Annotated in this window: 17 protein-coding genes; 9 read left to right on the top strand and 8 right to left on the bottom strand. The window is 69.3% G+C overall.

Features of this window, described 5'->3' with window-relative positions; translation table 11 throughout:
* The first annotated feature begins 3 nt into the window (after positions 1–3).
* The 3 genes from qcrC to qcrB are packed head-to-tail and all read left to right on the top strand — an operon-like array spanning position 4 to position 3,790.
* Positions 4–867, top strand: a complete 864-nt coding sequence (qcrC, locus tag P6281_RS11130; RefSeq protein WP_026071573.1) for a cytochrome bc1 complex diheme cytochrome c subunit — start codon at positions 4–6, stop codon at positions 865–867.
* Positions 864–2,090 carry a cytochrome bc1 complex Rieske iron-sulfur subunit gene (gene qcrA / locus P6281_RS11125; protein ID WP_008256067.1) on the top strand — a complete coding sequence of 409 codons (1,227 nt, stop codon included), beginning with the start codon at positions 864–866 and terminating at the stop codon, positions 2,088–2,090. The genes qcrC and qcrA overlap by 4 nt, the downstream gene beginning before the upstream one ends.
* On the top strand, positions 2,087–3,790 hold the full coding sequence (qcrB, locus tag P6281_RS11120; protein ID WP_014384554.1) for a cytochrome bc1 complex cytochrome b subunit: 1,704 nt from the start codon (positions 2,087–2,089) through the stop codon (positions 3,788–3,790). The genes qcrA and qcrB overlap by 4 nt, the downstream gene beginning before the upstream one ends.
* Before the next feature lie 167 nt (positions 3,791–3,957).
* On the opposite strand, the gene P6281_RS11115 is transcribed toward qcrB, so the two are convergent.
* From P6281_RS11115 to ctaC, 4 genes are all read right to left on the bottom strand, one after another.
* On the bottom strand, positions 3,958–4,602 hold the full coding sequence (locus P6281_RS11115) for a DUF2561 family protein (protein WP_008256063.1): 645 nt from the start codon (positions 4,600–4,602) through the stop codon (positions 3,958–3,960).
* Positions 4,602–5,534 (bottom strand): MmpS family transport accessory protein, encoded by a 933-nt coding sequence (locus tag P6281_RS11110; RefSeq protein WP_008256057.1) that lies wholly within the window; start codon positions 5,532–5,534, stop codon positions 4,602–4,604. Before P6281_RS11110 ends, P6281_RS11115 begins: the two co-directional genes overlap by 1 nt.
* 188 nt (positions 5,535–5,722) lie before the next feature.
* The gene (locus tag P6281_RS11105) at positions 5,723–6,142 is read right to left on the bottom strand and encodes a cytochrome c oxidase subunit 4 (protein WP_008256055.1); all 420 of its coding nucleotides are present in this window, start codon (positions 6,140–6,142) and stop codon (positions 5,723–5,725) included.
* A 13-nt stretch (positions 6,143–6,155) separates the two neighbouring features.
* Positions 6,156–7,250 (bottom strand): aa3-type cytochrome oxidase subunit II, encoded by a 1,095-nt coding sequence (gene ctaC / locus P6281_RS11100; protein ID WP_026071572.1) that lies wholly within the window; start codon positions 7,248–7,250, stop codon positions 6,156–6,158.
* Positions 7,251–7,395: 145 nt separating this feature from the next.
* Here ctaC and asnB point away from each other — a divergent pair, with 145 nt between their 5' ends.
* Complete coding sequence (gene asnB, locus P6281_RS11095; protein WP_008256053.1) at positions 7,396–9,354, top strand: asparagine synthase (glutamine-hydrolyzing); 1,959 nt, start codon at positions 7,396–7,398, stop codon at positions 9,352–9,354.
* A gap of 150 nt (positions 9,355–9,504) precedes the next feature.
* Here asnB and P6281_RS11090 read toward each other — a convergent pair whose 3' ends face one another.
* Positions 9,505–10,479, bottom strand: a complete 975-nt coding sequence (locus tag P6281_RS11090; RefSeq protein WP_008256052.1) for a carbohydrate kinase family protein — start codon at positions 10,477–10,479, stop codon at positions 9,505–9,507.
* A gap of 183 nt (positions 10,480–10,662) precedes the next feature.
* Between P6281_RS11090 and P6281_RS11085 the strand changes: the two genes are divergently transcribed.
* Positions 10,663–11,349, top strand: coding sequence for an Rv0361 family membrane protein (locus P6281_RS11085; protein WP_008256051.1), 687 nt, complete (start codon positions 10,663–10,665; stop codon positions 11,347–11,349).
* A gap of 79 nt (positions 11,350–11,428) precedes the next feature.
* Here P6281_RS11085 and P6281_RS11080 read toward each other — a convergent pair whose 3' ends face one another.
* Positions 11,429–11,785, bottom strand: a complete 357-nt coding sequence (locus P6281_RS11080) for a HesB/IscA family protein (RefSeq protein WP_008256050.1) — start codon at positions 11,783–11,785, stop codon at positions 11,429–11,431.
* A gap of 79 nt (positions 11,786–11,864) precedes the next feature.
* Positions 11,865–12,941, bottom strand: coding sequence for a glycerate kinase family protein (locus P6281_RS11075; RefSeq protein ID WP_008256049.1), 1,077 nt, complete (start codon positions 12,939–12,941; stop codon positions 11,865–11,867).
* Positions 12,942–13,183: 242 nt separating this feature from the next.
* On the opposite strand from P6281_RS11075, the gene P6281_RS11070 reads away from it, so the two are divergent.
* The 4 genes from P6281_RS11070 to P6281_RS11055 are packed head-to-tail and all read left to right on the top strand — an operon-like array spanning position 13,184 to position 16,199.
* Entirely contained in the window at positions 13,184–13,816 is a 633-nt protein-coding gene (locus P6281_RS11070) for a DUF3043 domain-containing protein (protein WP_225331213.1), read from the top strand.
* A 27-nt stretch (positions 13,817–13,843) separates the two neighbouring features.
* On the top strand, positions 13,844–14,380 hold the full coding sequence (locus P6281_RS11065) for a bifunctional adenosylcobinamide kinase/adenosylcobinamide-phosphate guanylyltransferase (RefSeq protein ID WP_014382384.1): 537 nt from the start codon (positions 13,844–13,846) through the stop codon (positions 14,378–14,380).
* Positions 14,380–15,441, top strand: coding sequence for a nicotinate-nucleotide--dimethylbenzimidazole phosphoribosyltransferase (cobT, locus tag P6281_RS11060; RefSeq protein ID WP_014384553.1), 1,062 nt, complete (start codon positions 14,380–14,382; stop codon positions 15,439–15,441). Before P6281_RS11065 ends, cobT begins: the two co-directional genes overlap by 1 nt.
* Positions 15,438–16,199 (top strand): adenosylcobinamide-GDP ribazoletransferase, encoded by a 762-nt coding sequence (locus tag P6281_RS11055; RefSeq protein WP_014384552.1) that lies wholly within the window; start codon positions 15,438–15,440, stop codon positions 16,197–16,199. Before cobT ends, P6281_RS11055 begins: the two co-directional genes overlap by 4 nt.
* Positions 16,200–16,278: 79 nt before the next feature.
* On the opposite strand, the gene P6281_RS11050 is transcribed toward P6281_RS11055, so the two are convergent.
* Positions 16,279–17,385 carry a branched-chain amino acid aminotransferase gene (locus P6281_RS11050; RefSeq protein WP_008256044.1) on the bottom strand — a complete coding sequence of 369 codons (1,107 nt, stop codon included), beginning with the start codon at positions 17,383–17,385 and terminating at the stop codon, positions 16,279–16,281.
* Positions 17,386–17,411 lie beyond the last annotated feature (26 nt).

Here is a 17,411-nt window from a genome sequence, read left to right as displayed (position 1 = left end):
CGGTTGAAGAAACTGGGGTCTACCCGATCCGGTTCGCGGCTTCCTCAGTCGCACCAGGGGCAGCGTGACCGTTCGCGACGGCGGTTGCGCCGCCGCTTGTCGGGCGGCCTGCTGCTGCTGATCGCGCTGACCATCGCCGGTGGTGTGGCCGCCGTCCTGACCCCCCGCCCGCAGGTGGCCGTCGCGGACGAGTCGAACTCGGCGCTGCTGCGGACCGGCAAGCAGCTGTTCGACACGTCGTGCGTGTCCTGCCACGGCGCCAACCTGCAGGGCGTGCCCGATCGCGGGCCGAGCTTGATCGGCGTCGGCGAGGAAGCCGTCTACTTCCAGGTGTCCACCGGCCGGATGCCGGCGATGACCGGCGAGGCGCAGGCGCCCCGCAAGGAACCGATCTTCGACGAGGGCCAGATCGACGCCCTGGGCGCCTACGTGCAGGCCAACGGCGGCGGCCCGACGACCGTGCGCAACCCCGACGGCAGCCTGGCGATGCACTCGCTGCGAGGCGAGGACCTCGGCCGCGGCGGTGACCTGTTCCGGCTCAACTGCTCGTCCTGCCACAACTTCACCGGCAAGGGCGGGGCGCTGTCGTCCGGCAAGTACGCGCCGGACCTGGAGCCCGCCAACGAGCAGCAGATCCTGGCGGCCATGCGGACCGGTCCGCAGAACATGCCGAAGTTCTCCGACCGCCAGCTGTCCTTCGAGGCCAAGAAGGACATCATCGGCTACATCAAGGCGGTGACCGAAGAGCGCCAGCCGGGCGGCTACGGCCTCGGCGGATTCGGACCCGCGCCCGAGGGGATGGCCGCCTGGATCATCGGGATGGTCGCCGCGATCGGGCTGGCACTGTGGATTGGGGCACGGGCATGAGCGACTCAGCTGACCACGGAAACGTTCGCGGCTCGGACACCGGCGGAAACCCGCACGGCACCGGCGAGCGGGAGCCCGACGACGCCGCGCTGGCCGCGATGTCTCAGCAGGAGCTGGTGGCGCTGGGCGGCAAGCTCGACGGCGTCGAGACCGTGTTCAAGGAAAACCGTTGGCCGGTCGAGGGCACCAAAGCCGAGAAGCGCGCCGAGCGTGGCGTTGCCCTGTGGCTTTTGCTGGGCGGCGGCGGTTTCGGGCTGGCGCTGCTGCTGATCTTTTTGTTCTGGCCGTGGGAGTACAAGCCCAAGGAGGCCGCGGACAGCTGGCTCTACTCGCTGACCACCCCGCTGTACGGCCTGACCTTCGGGATGTCGATCCTGTCGATCGGGATCGGCACCATCCTGTACCAGAAACGCTTTATCCCCGAAGAGATTTCGATTCAGGACCGGCACGACGGCGCCTCCCGCGACGTCGACCGCAAGACCGTCGTGGCGAACCTGGCCGACGCCTACAGCGGCTCCACCATCGGGCGGCGCAAGCTGGTCGGGCTGTCGCTGGGCGTGGGGCTGGGCGCGTTCGGCCTGTCCACGTTGGTCGCGTTTGCCGGCGGCCTGATCAAGAACCCGTGGAAGCCGGTGGTGCAGACCGCCAACGGCAAGAAGGCGGTGCTGTTCACCTCCGACTGGACCCCGCGCTACCACGGCGAGACCATCTACCTGGCGCGCGCCACCGGCAGCTTCGCCGGGTCGCCGTTCGTCAAGATGCGGCCCGAGGACATCGACGCCGGCGGCATGGAAACCGTCTTCCCGTGGCGGGAGTCCGACGGTGACGGCACCACCCCGGAGTCGCAGGAAAAGCTGCGCGCGATCAACCAGGGCGTGCGTAATCCCGTGATGCTCATCCGGATTCGCCCCACCGACATGCACCGCGTGGTCAAGCGGCAGGGCCAGGAGAGCTTCAACTTCGGCGAGCTGTTCGCCTACACGAAGGTCTGCTCGCACCTGGGCTGCCCCGCGTCGCTCTACGAGGAGCAGTCCTACCGAATCTTGTGCCCTTGCCACCAGTCGCAGTTCGACGCGCTGCACTTCGCCAAGCCGATCTTCGGGCCGGCGGCACGTGCGTTGGCGCAACTGCCGATCACCATCGACACCAACGGGTATCTGGTCGCCAACGGTGACTTCATCGAGCCCGTCGGACCGGCATTCTGGGAGAGGACGACATCATGAGTCCCAAACTGAGTCCCCCGAAGATCGGCGACGTCCTGGCCCGCCAGGGCGAGGACATCGACACGCGCTATCACCCCTCGGCTGCCGTACGCAGACAGCTCAACAAGGTGTTCCCCACCCACTGGTCGTTCCTGCTGGGCGAGATCGCGATGTACAGCTTCATCGTGTTGCTGCTCACCGGGGTGTACCTGACGCTGTTCTTCGACCCGTCCATGGGCGAGGTCACCTACAACGGCGCCTACCAGCCGCTGCGCGGGGTGGACATGTCGAAGGCGTTCGCGTCGACCCTCGACATCTCCTTCGAGGTGCGCGGCGGCCTGTTCGTTCGTCAGGTCCACCACTGGGCCGCGCTGATCTTCTCGGCGTCGATCATGGTGCACCTGGCCCGCATCTTCTTCACCGGCGCGTTCCGTCGGCCGCGCGAGGCCAACTGGGTCATCGGTTCGCTGCTGCTGATCCTGGCCATGTTCGAGGGCTACTTCGGCTACTCGCTGCCCGACGACCTGTTGTCGGGCATCGGGTTGCGCGCGGCCCTGTCCTCGATCACGTTGGGCATGCCGGTGATCGGCACCTGGCTGCACTGGGCCCTGTTCGGCGGTGACTTCCCCTGCGGCGGCGTCGGAAACGAATGCGCCACAGCGGGTTACATCATCCCCCGCATGTATGCCCTGCACATCCTGCTGCTGCCCGGCATCATCCTGGCGCTGATCGGGCTGCACCTGGCCATGGTGTGGTTCCAGAAGCACACCCAGTTCCCCGGACCGGGCCGCACCGAGCACAACGTGGTCGGCGTGCGGGTGATGCCGGTGTTCGCCGTGAAGTCCGGCGCGTTCTTCGCCGCGATCGTCGGCGTGCTGGGTCTGCTCGGCGGTCTGCTGCAGATCAACCCGATCTGGAACCTGGGGCCCTACAAGCCATCTCACGTCTCGGCGGGCTCGCAGCCGGACTTCTACATGATGTGGACCGAAGGTCTGGCCCGTATCTGGCCGCCATGGGAGTTCTACTTCTGGCACCACACCATCCCGGCGGTGGTCTGGGTGGCGCTGATCATGGGCGGGGTCTTCGTCCTGCTGATCATCTACCCGTTCCTGGAGAAGCGGTTCAGCGGTGACTACGCGCACCACAACCTGCTGCAGCGCCCGCGCGACGTGCCGGTGCGCACGTCGATCGGCGCGATGGCGATCGCGTTCTACATGGTGCTCACGCTGAGCGCGATGAACGACATCATCGCGTTCAAGTTCGACATCTCGCTGAACGCGACGACGTGGATCGGCCGCATCGGCATGGTGATCGTCCCGCCGATCGTCTACTTCGTCACCTACCGGTGGTGCATCGGGCTGCAGCGCAGCGACCGCGCGGTGCTCGAGCACGGCATCGAGACCGGCATCATCAAGCGGCTGCCGCACGGTGCCTACATCGAGCTGCACCAACCGCTGGGCCCGGTCGACGACCACGGCCACCCGCTGCCGCTCGAGTACCAGGGCGCGGCGCTGCCCAAGAAGATGAACAAGCTGGGCTCGGCCGGGACGCCGGGCAGCGGCAGCTTCATGTTCGCCGATCCGGCGTCCGAGGACGCGGCGTTGCGGGAGGCGGCGCACCGCTCCGAGCAGCGTGCCCTGACCGCGCTGCGCGAACACCAGGACAGCCTCAACGGTTCGACGAACGGTTCGTCCAACGGCTCGACCAACGGCGCGCACTGACCCGCTCAGCCCGGCTCCCCATCGGCCCCCTGGCCGACGCGGGAGCCGGGCAATCGAGCACCCGCAATCACCCACGAGCGCGCGCGACACATAAGCATTGCGACGACGCACGACGTGTCGTCGCAATGCTTATGTGTCGATGGTTTACACCTCGACGGCGATACGCGTCAGCGCTCGTCGACCACGCGGCGCAGCTGGCGGATATGCAGCCACTCGACCGCCGGCATCGCCGCGGTGATGGCACCGGCGAATACATACGCCGTCCAGGACGCGCCGTCGTGGCCGACGGCCATCAGGTAGGTCGCCGTCGCGACCGCGATCAGCGCCGCACCCATGGTGCCGGTCAGTATGACCGTGCCGCGCAACCAGACTCGGTCCACCGTCTCCCCTGACCACTCGGCATCCGTCTTCGCCGGCGCCGCCTGCACCGTGGCCTGCCGGGCCCGCTCGGCCGCCGTGCGCGGCGCCTGAGACATCAGGCGCACCGGCGGCCGGTTCGGCGCTGTCATCGCCCGGGCGGCCGGCTCGGACTGAGACATCCGCCGGGCCCGCAACAGTATTGGGATCGCGCCCGCGATGATCAGCGCGGAAACGATGATGACCGCATACAACACCCAGGTGGTGTGCGGGCTGCTGGCCGATTTGTGAAAGCCCCGGCCCAGATCGGTGAGCGCGACGGCCGCGGCCACGCTGACGCCCAACAGCACCAGGTAGATGGCGGCGCAGGCGCCGAGCAAAATGCGGTCGATCACCTCGGGCGAAACGGTGTCGTCGCCGATTCCGCGCCGGTATGCCGAATATCTGCTGACCATCAGCAGCTCGTCTGCGGCGAGTCGTTGCTGTTCGACGACAGCACGGTTCCGTCGCTCGTCGTGATCGAGCAATTGAGCCTGCTGACCCGGAACAGGCTGGAGGCCTCCACCGAGCCCACGTCGGATTGCGAGATCGGGGTGACGGTCATCGACCAGGGGATGTACACGTTGTGCTGGGTGCGCCGGCGGCCGGACGCGTCGACGTAGGTCACCGAAATGATGTCGCCCGGGGCCTTGGTGCCGGTCACCGAGTAGGTGACCTGCCGCGGCCCGGCCGGCGTCGTCGGCGGCGGTGGCGCCGCCGCGGTGGAGGTCGCCGGCGGTGCCGGAGCGGGTGCGGGCGGGGGCGGCGGTGCCGGAGAGGGCGTCACCGTCACAGTCTGTGTCTCCGTTGCTGTCGGGGGCGGCGGCGGTTCGGTCGTGGGTGGCGGTGGAGGCGGCGGCGGTGGTTTGGTGGTCGTGATCTCGTCCTGCATCGGCGGCGTGGACGGGGCGGTGGTGGTGTTGGGGTTGGCCAGCTTGGTGGTGTCGGTCCGGGCGAACAGCAACGACACCGATACGACGAGCGCGATCGCGGCCACGATGGCGGCGATCCCCACCACCCACGGCCAGCGCGCGGTGCTGCGTTCGTCCTCGTCGGCGGACTCGTCGTAGTCCTCATAGTCGTAGAGCCGCAGATCGGCGGGTAGGTAGGGGCCGCTGGTGAAGTGCTCGGACTCCGGGGCCGAGTAGGCACGCGAGTATGCGTCCGTCTGGTCAGCGGCGGCCAGTTCGGCGCTGTCGTCGAAGGGTTCCGCCGCGCCCTCGACGTCGTGGTCGCCGCCGGGCTCCCCGTCGTCAGCGGGGTCGTCACCGGCGTCCGCGTGGTGGCTGATCGGGTCGACAGGATCGGATTCGTCAGGTTCCCATCCCGGGGGTTTCGACCCGCTCATCTCTGCCCTTTGCCTACCCTGTTCGACTGCATCACCTGCGCGTAAAACTCCGCAATCACCTCGTTGCCGGGCGCGCTGGGAACTTCTCATTGCCTGCGCGAAACACTACCGAACCCAAAACGGGCAGAGCCGCCGTGGCGATCGGCGCAAGCGATCACGTGATCGGATTGTGACCTTTATGCCGCGAATCAGTGCTTCTCAGGACCCAGGTAGTACTCGAAGACCAGTCCGGCCACCGACGACAGGACGAACATGACGCCGGCGAAGATCAGCCACGGCAGCCACAGCCCGATGCCCACCGCCACCACCGAGCCCGACAGCGCGATCAGGATCGGCCACCAGCTGTGCGGGCTGAAGAAGCCCAATTCCCCTGCTCCGTCGCTGATCTCGGCGCCTTCGTAGTCCTCGGGCCGGGTGTCGAGCCGGCGCGCCACGAACCGGAAGAAGGTGGCCACGATCAGCGCCAGCCCACCCGTCAGCGCGAGCGCGGTGGTGCCCGCCCACTCTTCCCCGCCGGTGGCGAACAGCGCGGTCAAAACCCCGTAGAGCAGCGCAACCACAAAGAAGAACCCGGCGATGAACTCGAATAGCCTGGCTTCGATATGCATTTGGTGTCCTAACCTACTGGCTTAACTGGCCGCGGCGGGTGTCGAACGGGTGCGTGGTCACCGCGGCGGGAGGTTGTCCGATCGCCTGCAGCGCCGCGGCGTTGCTCTTGCCATCCATCCGCTGCTGCAGGTAGGCCTTGAAGTCGTTGGGCGACACCACGCGAACCTCGAAATTCATCATCGAGTGATAGGTGCCACAGAACTCGGCGCAGTGGCCGACGAACGCCCCGGGCGTGTTGATCTCTTCGACCTGGAAGACGTGCACGGAGTTGTTCGCGTCGGCGTTCGGGATGACGTCGCGCTTGAACAAGAACTCGGGAACCCAGAACGTGTGGACGACGTCGGCGGACGCCAGATCGAATTCGATGCGCTTGCCGGTCGGGAGCACCAGCACCGGGATCTCGTCGCTGGTTCCCAGCGTCTCGACCTTGTCGTAGTTCAGGTAGGTGCGGTCCGAGGTGTTGAGGCCGCGGACGGGCCCGACCAGCTCTTCGCCGTGCTCGTCCTTGCCTTCCGGCTTGGACACCATGGCCTTCTTGCGCGCCGCGTCCGCCCCGTCGTAGGTCAGCGTGCCGTCCTTGAAATCGACGCGCTGATAGCCGAACTTCCAGTTCCACTGGAATGCCGTGACGTCGATCACCACTTCGGGATCCTTGGCGATGTGCAGCATCTTCTCCTGCACCACGACGGTGAAGTAGAACAGCACCGAGATGATGAGGAACGGCGTCACGGTGAGCGCCAGCTCCAAGGGCATGTTGTAGCCGAACTGGCGGGGCAGCTCGGTGTCGGTCGCCTTTTTGCGGTGGAACGCCGAGGACCAGAAGATCAGGCCGTAGACGATGACGCCGACGACCAGCGAGGCGATCACCGCGCCGATCCACAGCTCCCGGTTGAGCTGCGCCTGCGGCGTGATCCCCCTCGGCCAGCCCAGGGCCAGCGCGTCGGCCCAGCTGCTGCACCCGCTCAGGAACATCGCCAGCACACCCAGCGTCACGGCCAGCGCCAGCGGCCGGAGACGGCGGGAAAGACCGGTGGCGGAGCCCCCAGGACGGCGCTGAAACCTACCCTGCGACAAAGATTGCGAACGGTCCTGCTCGCGAGGGGTCACGTTGGCGCCTCCTGCTCGGATATCGAATACTACGCAGCGTAGACCACGCGCCTGAGGCGGGCGACGAAACCCCGGCCCGCCAGTCTCGCGCCGTGCCGGGTGCGACGTCCACGAGCGGTCGCCAAGTGCGGCATACTGGGGCGCCGTGTGTGGTCTGCTGGCGTTCGTTGCCGCCCCCGAGGACGGGGACAAGGAGGCGGCCGCCGCCCGCGCCGACGACGCGATCGCGCGCGCGTCGCATTCGATGCGCCACCGCGGGCCCGACGAGCCCGGCACCTGGGTCGACCCGGACACCGACGGTTCGGTGGTGTTCGGCTTCAACCGGCTGTCCATCATCGACATCGCGCATTCGCACCAGCCGCTGCGCTGGGGGCCGCCGGAGGCGCCCGACCGCTACGTGCTGGTGTTCAACGGCGAGATCTACAACTACCTGGAGTTGCGCGACGAACTGGCCACCTCCCATGGGGCCGTCTTCGCCACCGATGGTGACGGCGAGGCCGTCGTCGCCGGCTACCACTACTGGGGCACCGATGTCCTGACCCGATTGCGCGGCATGTTCGCCTTCGCGCTGTGGGACACCGTTACCCGCGAATTGTTTTGCGCCCGAGACCCTTTCGGCATCAAACCGCTGTTCATGGCGACCGGTGCCGGCGGCACCGCGGTGGCCAGCGAGAAAAAGTGTCTGCTGGATTTGGCCGAGCTGATCGGGTTCGACACGCGCATCGACGAGCGGGCGGTGCAGCACTACACCGTCCTGCAGTACGTGCCCGAGCCCGAGACGTTGCACCGCGGGGTGCGCCGGCTGGAATCGGGCTGCTACGCCCGGATCCGCCCCGACCGCCTGCAACCCGAGGTCACCCGGTACTTCGTGCCCCGGTTCGCCGCCACCCCGATCGCCCGCGGCAGCGAGCAGGCCCGGTACGACGAGATCACCGCGGTGCTCGAGGACTCGGTGGCCAAGCACATGCGCGCCGACGTGACGGTCGGGTCCTTCCTTTCCGGCGGCATCGACTCCACCGCCATCGCGGCGCTGGCCATCCGGCACAACCCGCGACTGATCACGTTCACCACCGGCTTCGAGCGGGAGGGATTCTCCGAGATCGATGTCGCGGTGGCCTCGGCGGAGGCGATCGGCGCGCGCCACATCGCCAAGGTGGTCACGCCGGACGAGTTCGTCGCCGCCCTGCCAGAAATCGTCTGGTACCTCGACGAGCCGGTCGCCGACCCGGCGCTGGTGCCGCTGTTCTTCGTCGCTCGCGAGGCCCGTAAGCACGTCAAGGTGGTGTTGTCCGGCGAGGGCGCCGACGAGTTGTTCGGCGGCTACACGATCTACCGGGAGCCGTTGTCGCTGAAGCCCTTCGACTATCTGCCGCGTCCGCTGCGGCGGTCGATGGGCAAGGTGTCGCGCCCGCTGCCCGAGGGGATGCGGGGCAAGAGCCTGCTGCACCGCGGCTCGCTGACGCTCGAAGAGCGTTACTACGGCAACGCCCGCAGCTTCTCCGACGCGCAGCTGCGCGACGCGCTGCCCGGCTTCCGCCCGGAGTGGACCCACACCGACGTGACCGCGCCGCTGTACGCCGAGTCGGCGGGCTGGGACCCGGTGGCCCGCATGCAGCACATCGACCTGTTCACCTGGCTGCGCGGCGACATCCTGGTCAAGGCCGACAAGATGACGATGGCCAACTCGCTGGAGCTTCGGGTGCCGTTCCTGGATCCCGAGGTGTTCGCCGTGGCGTCCCGGTTGCCCGTCGACGCCAAGATCACCCGCACGACCACCAAGTACGCGTTGCGCCGCGCGCTCGAGCCGATCGTCCCCGCGCACGTCCTGCACCGGCCCAAGCTCGGGTTCCCGGTGCCGATCCGGCACTGGTTGCGCACCGGCGAGCTGCTGGAGTGGGCCTACGAGCTGGCGGCGTCGTCGCAGGCGGACCACCTGGTGGACCGGGCGGCCGTGCACCGGATGCTCGACGAGCACCGCAGCGGCGCCGGCGATCACAGCCGCCGGCTGTGGACGCTGCTGATCTTCATGCTCTGGCACGCGATCTTCGTCGAGCGCAGTGTGGTGCCGCAGATCAGCGAGCCGATGTATCCGGTGCAGCTCTAGGCCACGCCCGGGCTTCGCGTGTGAATCCTGGGCTTTCATCGTGAACCCTGGGCGCGGTGTGTCGGCGTGTCGGCGCCGTCAGCGCACACGCGACGCCGTGGGTTCACACTCGATGCGGCCCGGGCGAGAAAGGGCGTCGGGGAAACGGCGCTAACCCAGCACCGCGGCGATCTCGGCGGCCGCCTCGTCGCCGTAGGCGTCGGCCAGACGGGTCTTGGCGACCTCGCGGTCCCACGCCCATTCCTGGGTTCCGGTCGACTCCAGCACCAGCACGGCCACCAGCGAGCCCAGCTGTGCCGAACGCTCGAGGTTCAGCCCGGCGCTGCGCCCGGTGAGGAAACCGGCCCGGAACGCATCGCCGACACCGGTGGGGTCGGTCTGGCTGGTCTCGGGGACCACGCCGACGTGCGTGGTGGTGCCGTCACGCTCGACGATGTCGACGCCCTTGGCGCCGAGCGTGGTCACCCGCAGGCCCACCTTCTGCTGCACGTCGGCCTCGGACCAGCCGGTCTTGGAGAGCAGCAGCTCCCACTCGTAGTCGTTGGTGAACAGGTAGGCCGCGCCGTCGACCAGCTTGTCGATCTCCTCCCCGGACAGGCGGGGCAGCTGCTGGGACGGGTCGGCGGCGAACGGCAGGCCGAGCTTGCGGCACTCCTCGGTGTGCACCACCATCGCGTCGGGGTCGTTGGCCCCGATGATCACCAGGTCGGGTGTGCCGACCGACGACGCGACGTCGGCAAGCTTGATGTTGCGGGCCTCGGACATGGCGCCGGGATAGAACGACGCGATCTGGGCCATGTCCTCGTCGGTGGTGCACACGAAGCGCGCGGTGTGCGCGGTCTTCGAGATCAGCACGTGGTCGCAGTTGACGCCGTGGCTCTGCAGCCAGTCGCGGTACTCGCCGAAATCGTCACCGGCCGCGCCGACCAGCGCGACGTCGCCGCCCAGCACACCGATGGCGAAGGCGATGTTGCCCGCCACGCCGCCGCGGTGAATCACCAAGTCGTCGACCAGGAAGCTCAAGGACACCTTCTGCAGGTGCTCGGCCAGCAGGTGCTCGGAAAACCGGCCGGGGAACCGCATCAGATTGTCGGTCGCAATCGAACCTGTCACCGCGATCGTCACGAAATCTCCATCCTTCGTTAGTAAGGTTATCTAGCTTACTCAGGCGCCTCCGACCGTCGTCGCGTGCACGGTCGCCGCAAGGTCTGCGCTAGCCTCCCTAGGGAACTCACTCAAGTCGCCGGGATCACAATGCGTGCGCCGCAACCCGCTTGCAGTCCCGTCTACCACCGTAGGAGAACCACGATGGCAGGCCCGCACTCGCCGAACCACGCTGGCGGCGGCAACGGACCGAGCGGACACGAGCCCCCACGCGAATCCGAGCCACTCGAGTTCCCCGATGACCCCGCCACCGGCGGCCCGGGCTTCACCCCGGCTCCGCAGGCGGGACCCCCTTCGGGCAATTATGCCGGGCCGCCCCCGGGGCCGGCGCCGTATCCGCCGCCACGCTCCAGGCGGCGGCTGATCGTCGGCGTGGCGCTGGCCATCGCGCTCGTCGCGGTGATGACGGTGGCCATCGTCTACGGGGTGCGCACCAACGGGGCCAACACCGGCACCACGTTCTCCGAGGGCGCGGCGAAGACGGCGATTCAGGGATACCTGGACGCGCTCGAGCACCGCGACATCAACGAGATCGCCCGGAACGCGCTGTGCGGCCTCTACGACGCCGTCCAGGACAAGCGATCCGACCAGGCGCTGGCCAAGCTCAGCAGCGACGCATTCCGCAAGCAGTTCTCCGAGGTGGAGATCACCTCGATCGACAAGATCGTGTACCTGTCGCAGTACCAGGCTCAGGCTTTGTTCACCATGCGGGTGTCGCCGGTGAGCGGGGGACCCATGCGCGGGCAGGTGCAGGGCATCGCGCAGCTGCTCTTCCAGCGCGGCCAGATCATGGTGTGCTCATACGTGCTGCGCACCGGGGGCTCGTACTAGAGCTTTTCTTGCCGCGAGACCGCAACCGCCGACGGCCCTACTCGGGGAACGCGTCGGTAGTCGCAGTCTCGCGGTGAAATCAGTTGAACGAGTCGCCGCAGGCGCACGACCCGCCGGCGTTGGGGTTGTCGATGGTGAACCCCTGCTTTTCGATGGTGTCCACAAAGTCGATGGACGCGCCCTCGACGTAGGGCGCGCTCATCCGGTCCACCGTCAGGGTCACACCCCCGAACTCCGCGATCAGGTCGCCGTCCAGCGACCGGTCGTCGAAGAAGAGGTTGTAGCGCAGCCCAGCGCACCCGCCCGGCTGGACCGCGATGCGCAGCGCCAGGTCGTCGCGACCCTCCTGGTCCAGCAGCGACTTGGCCTTGGTGGCGGCGGCCTCAGTCAGGATCACGCCGTGGGTCTTGGCGTTCGACTCGTTTTGCACCGTCATTGCTTCTCCTACATGCCTCATTTGTTGAGCGGGGACCGATCACGCCCGGCGCCGCCGGACTGCCGGAAAGTCCACACCATCAACGGTACCTTGCAGGACCGCTATTCCCGAGTCGCGCCGCCACAACGGAGGCCAGACCCATGAGCTGATTGGCGGCGTCGGCCTGGGCCAGCCGCACCGATCCTGCGTGCTCGGCGATCGACAACGCGGCCATGATCCCCGACGAGCGCACCGTCGCGTTGTCCAGATCGACCTGGCCGGCCAGGACCACCACCGGGATGCCCCGCGGCCGGGCCGCGTCGGCCAGAAAGCCCACCACCTTCCCGTGCAGGGACTGCTCGTCGAAGCGGCCCTCGCCGGTGACGATCAACTCCGCCGTGTCGAGATCGTCGGAAAGCCGGGTGTGTTCGGCGATGATGGCGGCCCCGGACTCACACCGCCCGCCGAGCGCGAGCAGCCCGGCGCCGATGCCGCCGGCGGCGCCCGCGCCCGGTTCGGCGCTCACGTCGCGCCCGGCCACCGCCTCCAAAATGAGCGCCCAGGCCTGCAGCCGAACTTCCAGCGCCGCGACGGTGGCCGTGTCGGCGCCCTTCTGCGGCCCGAACACTCGGGCCGCTCCCCACGGACCGAGCAGGGGGTATTCGGTGTCGGAGGCGGCGATCAGCTCCACGTTGCCCAGTTGGCGGCGGGCGGTGTCCAGGCCGCCCAACTCGGCGATCATGCCCTGGCCGCCGTCGGTGCACGCACTGCCACCCAACCCGACGACGATCCGCGTCGCCCCCACCCGCAGCGCCTCGGCGATCAGCTGCCCCACGCCTTTGCTGTGGGCCGCCATCGCGGTCTCTGGGGTGGGCGGACCGCCGAGCAGCGCCAAACCGCAGGCCTGGGCGCACTCCAGGTATGCGGTCGCCGACCCGGGATCGAAGACCCATTCGGCCTCCACCATGGCCTTTAGCGGCCCCGACACCCGCAATCGCCGCATCTCCCCCAGCCGGCTGGCCAACACCTCGACGAAGCCGGGCCCACCGTCGGACTGCGGCGCGACGATGAACCGGTCGCCCGGACGCGACCGTGTCCAGCCCGTCGCGATGGCGGCGGAGGCTTCCAGGGCGGACATGCTGTCGGCGTAACAGTCCGGGGCCACCAAAACCTGCATCGCGGGTAGCTGAAGGCGGCCGGGCGCCAGGCCGGGGGCAGCATCATCCGAGGCCATCGACCCGTCGTCCATCAAAGGCAGCCATTCATCACGTGTAAGAGTAGGGCCAAGTGCGGCACTAACGCAGGTCTAATAGCAAGGCATTCCAGGCGAATTCCGGCGCGCGTCATCCGCGAAGTAACCTGGCCCCTGTGAAGCTTTTGGGTCGCAAGAAGGGCCAGGACACCGACCTCGACGAAACCGTGGCCGTGTCGGCCGCCTCCGACGTTGCTGGCGGCCCGGACGCCGCACCCCGCCGGACCGGACCCAAGGGGCGCCCCACGCCCAAGCGCAACGAGGCCCGCCGGAACGCGAAGAAGGGCCCCGTCGCGCCCGCACCCATGACCTCCGCCGAGGCGCGGGCCCGGCGCAAATCGCTGGCCGGCCCCAAGCTCAGCCGCGAGGAGCGCCGCGCCGAAAAGACCGCCAACCGCGCGCGCATGTCGGAGCGCCGCAATCGCATGATGGCCGGCGAAGAGGGCTACCTGCTGCCGCGCGACCAGGGCCCGATCCGACGCTACGTGCGCGACGTGGTGGATTCCCGGCGCAACCTGCTGGGCCTGTTCATGCCGTCGACCCTGTTTTTGATGTTCGTCATGTTCGGCGTCCCGCAGCTGCAGCTCTGGATTTCCCCGGCGATGCTGGCGCTGATGGCGGTGATGAGCGTCGACGGCCTGATCCTGGGCCGCAAAGTCAGCAAGCTGGTCGACGCGAAATTCCCCGACAACACCGAAAGCCGTTGGAAGCTAGGCCTTTACGCCGCCGGCCGCGCCTCCCAGATGCGCCGGCTGCGGGCGCCGCGGCCCCAGGTCAAGCATGGCGCCAGTGTCGAATAACCGTTACCCGAAGGCCGGCTGACGCCGGTGCGCACCCTGGTGCTCGGCGGGATCAGGTCAGGCAAGTCACGGTGGGCGGAGGACGCCATCGCCGCGGGGTTGCCGCCCGGCCGGCCGGTCCATTACCTGGCTCCCGGGCCGGCCGGTGCCGACGACGCGGCCTGGGCGCACCGGGTCGCCGAGCATCGTGAGCGCCGGCCCGCGCATTGGTCGACGATCGAAGCCTGCGACATCGCAACGCAATTGCGCCAATCCGCGGACACCCCCACCCTGGTCGACGATCTCGGCACCTGGCTGGCCGGCGCGATGGACCGCGAGAACGCATGGGAGGGCGGCTCGGTGGCGGCGCCGGTCGACGACGTGCTGTCCGCGGTCGAGGGCTTCGCCTCCACACTGGTGCTGGTCAGCCCGGAAGTCGGGCTGACCGTCGTGCCCGCCACCGCCGCCGGGCGCCGGTTCGCCGACGAACTCGGCGGCCTCAACCAGCGCCTCGCCCGGCTGTGCGATCGGGTGGTGCTGGTGGTGGCCGGGCAGGCGGTGCCGATCAAACCGTCGGGGGCCTAATGGAATTCGCCGTCGTGTCACCGCCCGACGCGGGCGCCGCGGCCGCCGCCCGCGCGCGCCAGGACGCCCTCACCAAGCCGCGCGGCGCGCTGGGCCGCCTCGAGGACCTGTCGGTGTGGATCGCGTCGTGCCAGGGGCAATGCCCCCCGCGACAGTTCGAGCGCGCCCGGGTGGTGGTGTTCGCCGGTGACCACGGCGTCGCCCGCTCGGGGGTGTCGGCGTACCCGCCGGAGGTGACCGCGCAGATGGTCGCCAACATCGACGCCGGCGGGGCAGCGATCAACGCGCTGACCGGCATCGCCGGGGCGAGCGTGCGCGTCGCGGACCTGGCGGTCGACGCCGAGGCGCTCAGTCCACCGATCGGCGCCCACAAGGTGCGGCGCGGCAGCGGCGACATCGCGGTGCAGGACGCGTTGAGCGACGAGGAGACCGAGCGGGCCCTGGCCGCCGGCGCCGCCATCGCCGACGAGGAGGTCGACGCGGGCGCGGATCTGCTGATCGCCGGCGACATGGGCATCGGAAACACCACGGCCGCAGCGGTTTTGGTGGCGGCTTTGACCAACGCCGAGCCGGTCGTGGTGGTGGGCTTCGGCACCGGGATCGACGACGCGGGGTGGGGACGCAAGACCGCCGCGGTGCGCGACGCCCTGTTCCGCGCGCGGCAGGTGCTGCCGGACCCGGTCGCGCTGCTGCGCTGCGCGGGCGGGGCGGATCTGGCGGCGATGGCGGGCTTTTGCGCGCAGGCCGCGGTGCGGCGCACGCCGCTGCTGCTCGACGGCATGGCGGTGACGGCGGCCGCGCTGGTCGCCGAGCACCTGGCTCCCGGCGCCCGGATGTGGTGGCAGGCCGGTCACCGGTCCACCGAGCCGGGCCACGCGTTGGCGCTCACGGCACTGGATCTGGAGCCGATCCTCGACCTGCGCATGCGGCTGGGCGAGGGAACCGGCGCCGCGCTGGCGGTGCCGGTGCTGCGCGCCGCGGTGGCCGCCCTGTCGTCGATGGCCACGTTCACCGAGGCCGGCGTGTCCAACCGCCCCGACCAGGCCGCTCCCCCATCGTGATCCGTTCGCTGGCAACGGCTTTCGCGTTCGGGACGGTGCTGCCCGTCCCGGGTGCGCGGACCGCGCCGATGGGCCGCGGCGCCCTGACGGCGCTTCCGGTGGTGGGCGCGGGCCTGGGGGCGTTGGCCGCGGCCATCACCTGGGGCGCGGAGCTGGCCTTCGGCCGGTGCACCCCGCTGGCGGGGGTGCTTGCGGTCGTGGTGCTGCTGCTGATCACGCGTGGCCTACACGTCGACGGTGTCGCCGACACCGCCGACGGCCTGGGCTGCTACGGGCCGCCGCAGCGGGCGCTGGCGGTGATGCGGGAGGGATCGACCGGGCCGTTCGGGGTGGCCGCCGTCGTCGTCGTGGTGCTGCTGCAGGGGCTGGCGTTCTCGGCGCTGGGCGCGGGCGGCGGGGTGCGCGGCGTCGTCGGGATCGCCGTGGCGGTGTTCGCCGGGCGGGTCGCCGCGGTGCTGGCCGGTCACCGCGCGGTGCCGGCCGCCGAGGGCAGCGCGCTGGGTGCCGCGGTCGCCGGCAGCCAGCCGACGGCGGTGGTGACGGCCTGGGTCGCGGTGCTGCTGGCGATTTCACTGGCGGCCGGGCCGCGGCCGTGGCACGGACCGGCGGCGGCGTTGCTGGGCCTGGGCTGCGGCGCGGTCCTGGTGCGGCACTGCGCGCGCCGCTTCGGCGGGATCACCGGCGACGTGCTGGGCGCCGCGATCGAGCTGACGACGACGGTGTGCGCGGTGGCGCTCGCGGCCCTGGTGCGGTTCTAACGCGCCGAGCGCCCGGCCAGCCGGGCGCCGACACCCGAGCGCCCGACTGGCCGGGCGATCGGGCGGCTACCCGAGCTGCCTACCCGAGCCGGGCCATCCAGCCGTGGGTGTCGGCGAAGGTGCCCCGCTGAATCCCGGTGAGCGTGTCGCGCAACGCCATCGTCACCTCGCCGGATTGGCCGTCGGCGATGGTGAATTCGGCGTCGCCGTACTTGACGTGGGAGACGGGTGTGATGACCGCGGCGGTGCCGCAGGCGAACACCTCGGTGATCTCGCCGGCGGCGGCCTTCTTCTGCCACTCGTCGATGTCGATCTTGCGTTCCTCGACGGAGAACCCGGCGTCAATGGCCAACTGCAGCAACGAATCCCGCGTGATCCCGGGTAGCAGTGAGCCGGACAGTTCCGGGGTGACCAGCCGCGCCGACCCCCCGCTGCCGAACACGAAGAAGATGTTCATGCCGCCCATCTCCTCGACGAAGCGTCGCTCGACGGCGTCCAGCCACACCACCTGGTCGCAGTCGTGGGCCGCGGCTTCGGCCTGGGCGGACAGCGAGGCGGCGTAGTTGCCGCCGAACTTGGCCGCGCCGGTGCCGCCGGGGCTGGCCCGCACGTACTCCGTCGACACCCAGACCGTGACGGGGTTGATGCCGCCCTTGAAGTAGGCGCCGGCCGGCGAGGCGATCAGCAGGTAGCGGTATTGCCGGGAGGGCCGCACGCCCAGACCGGGCTCGGTGGCGATGACGAACGGGCGCAGATACAGCGCCTCTTCCCCACCGGCGGACGGGACCCAGGCGTTGTCGACGGCGATGAGCTGGCGCAGGGATTCCATGAACAGCTCTTCGGGCAGTTCGGGAATCGCCAGCCGCCGCGCCGACGAACGCAGCCGGGCGGCGTTGGCCTCGGCGCGAAACGAGACGATCGAGCCGTCGGCCCAGCGGTACGCCTTGAGGCCCTCGAAGATTTCCTGGGCGTAGTGCAGCACGAGCGCCGACGGGTCCAACTCGATCGGGCCGTAGGGGATGACGCGCGCGTCGTGCCAGCCCCGGCCCTCGTCGTACTCGATCGCCACCATGTGGTCGGTGAAGTATTTACCGAAACCCGGCTCGGCCAGGATGGTTTCGCGTTCGGTGTCGGTCGCCGGACGTGTCGAGCGCGAAACCGTGAACTCGAGGGAGCCACTGGTCATCCGCAGATTGTATATCCGCCCGCCGA

The organism is Mycobacterium sp. 5-140-3-2 (assembly GCF_035666375.1).
Lineage (GTDB): Bacteria > Actinomycetota > Actinomycetes > Mycobacteriales > Mycobacteriaceae > Mycobacterium > Mycobacterium intracellulare.
The sequence above is the reverse complement of the archived record's forward strand: the minus strand, read 5'-3'. Positions and strand labels throughout refer to the sequence as shown.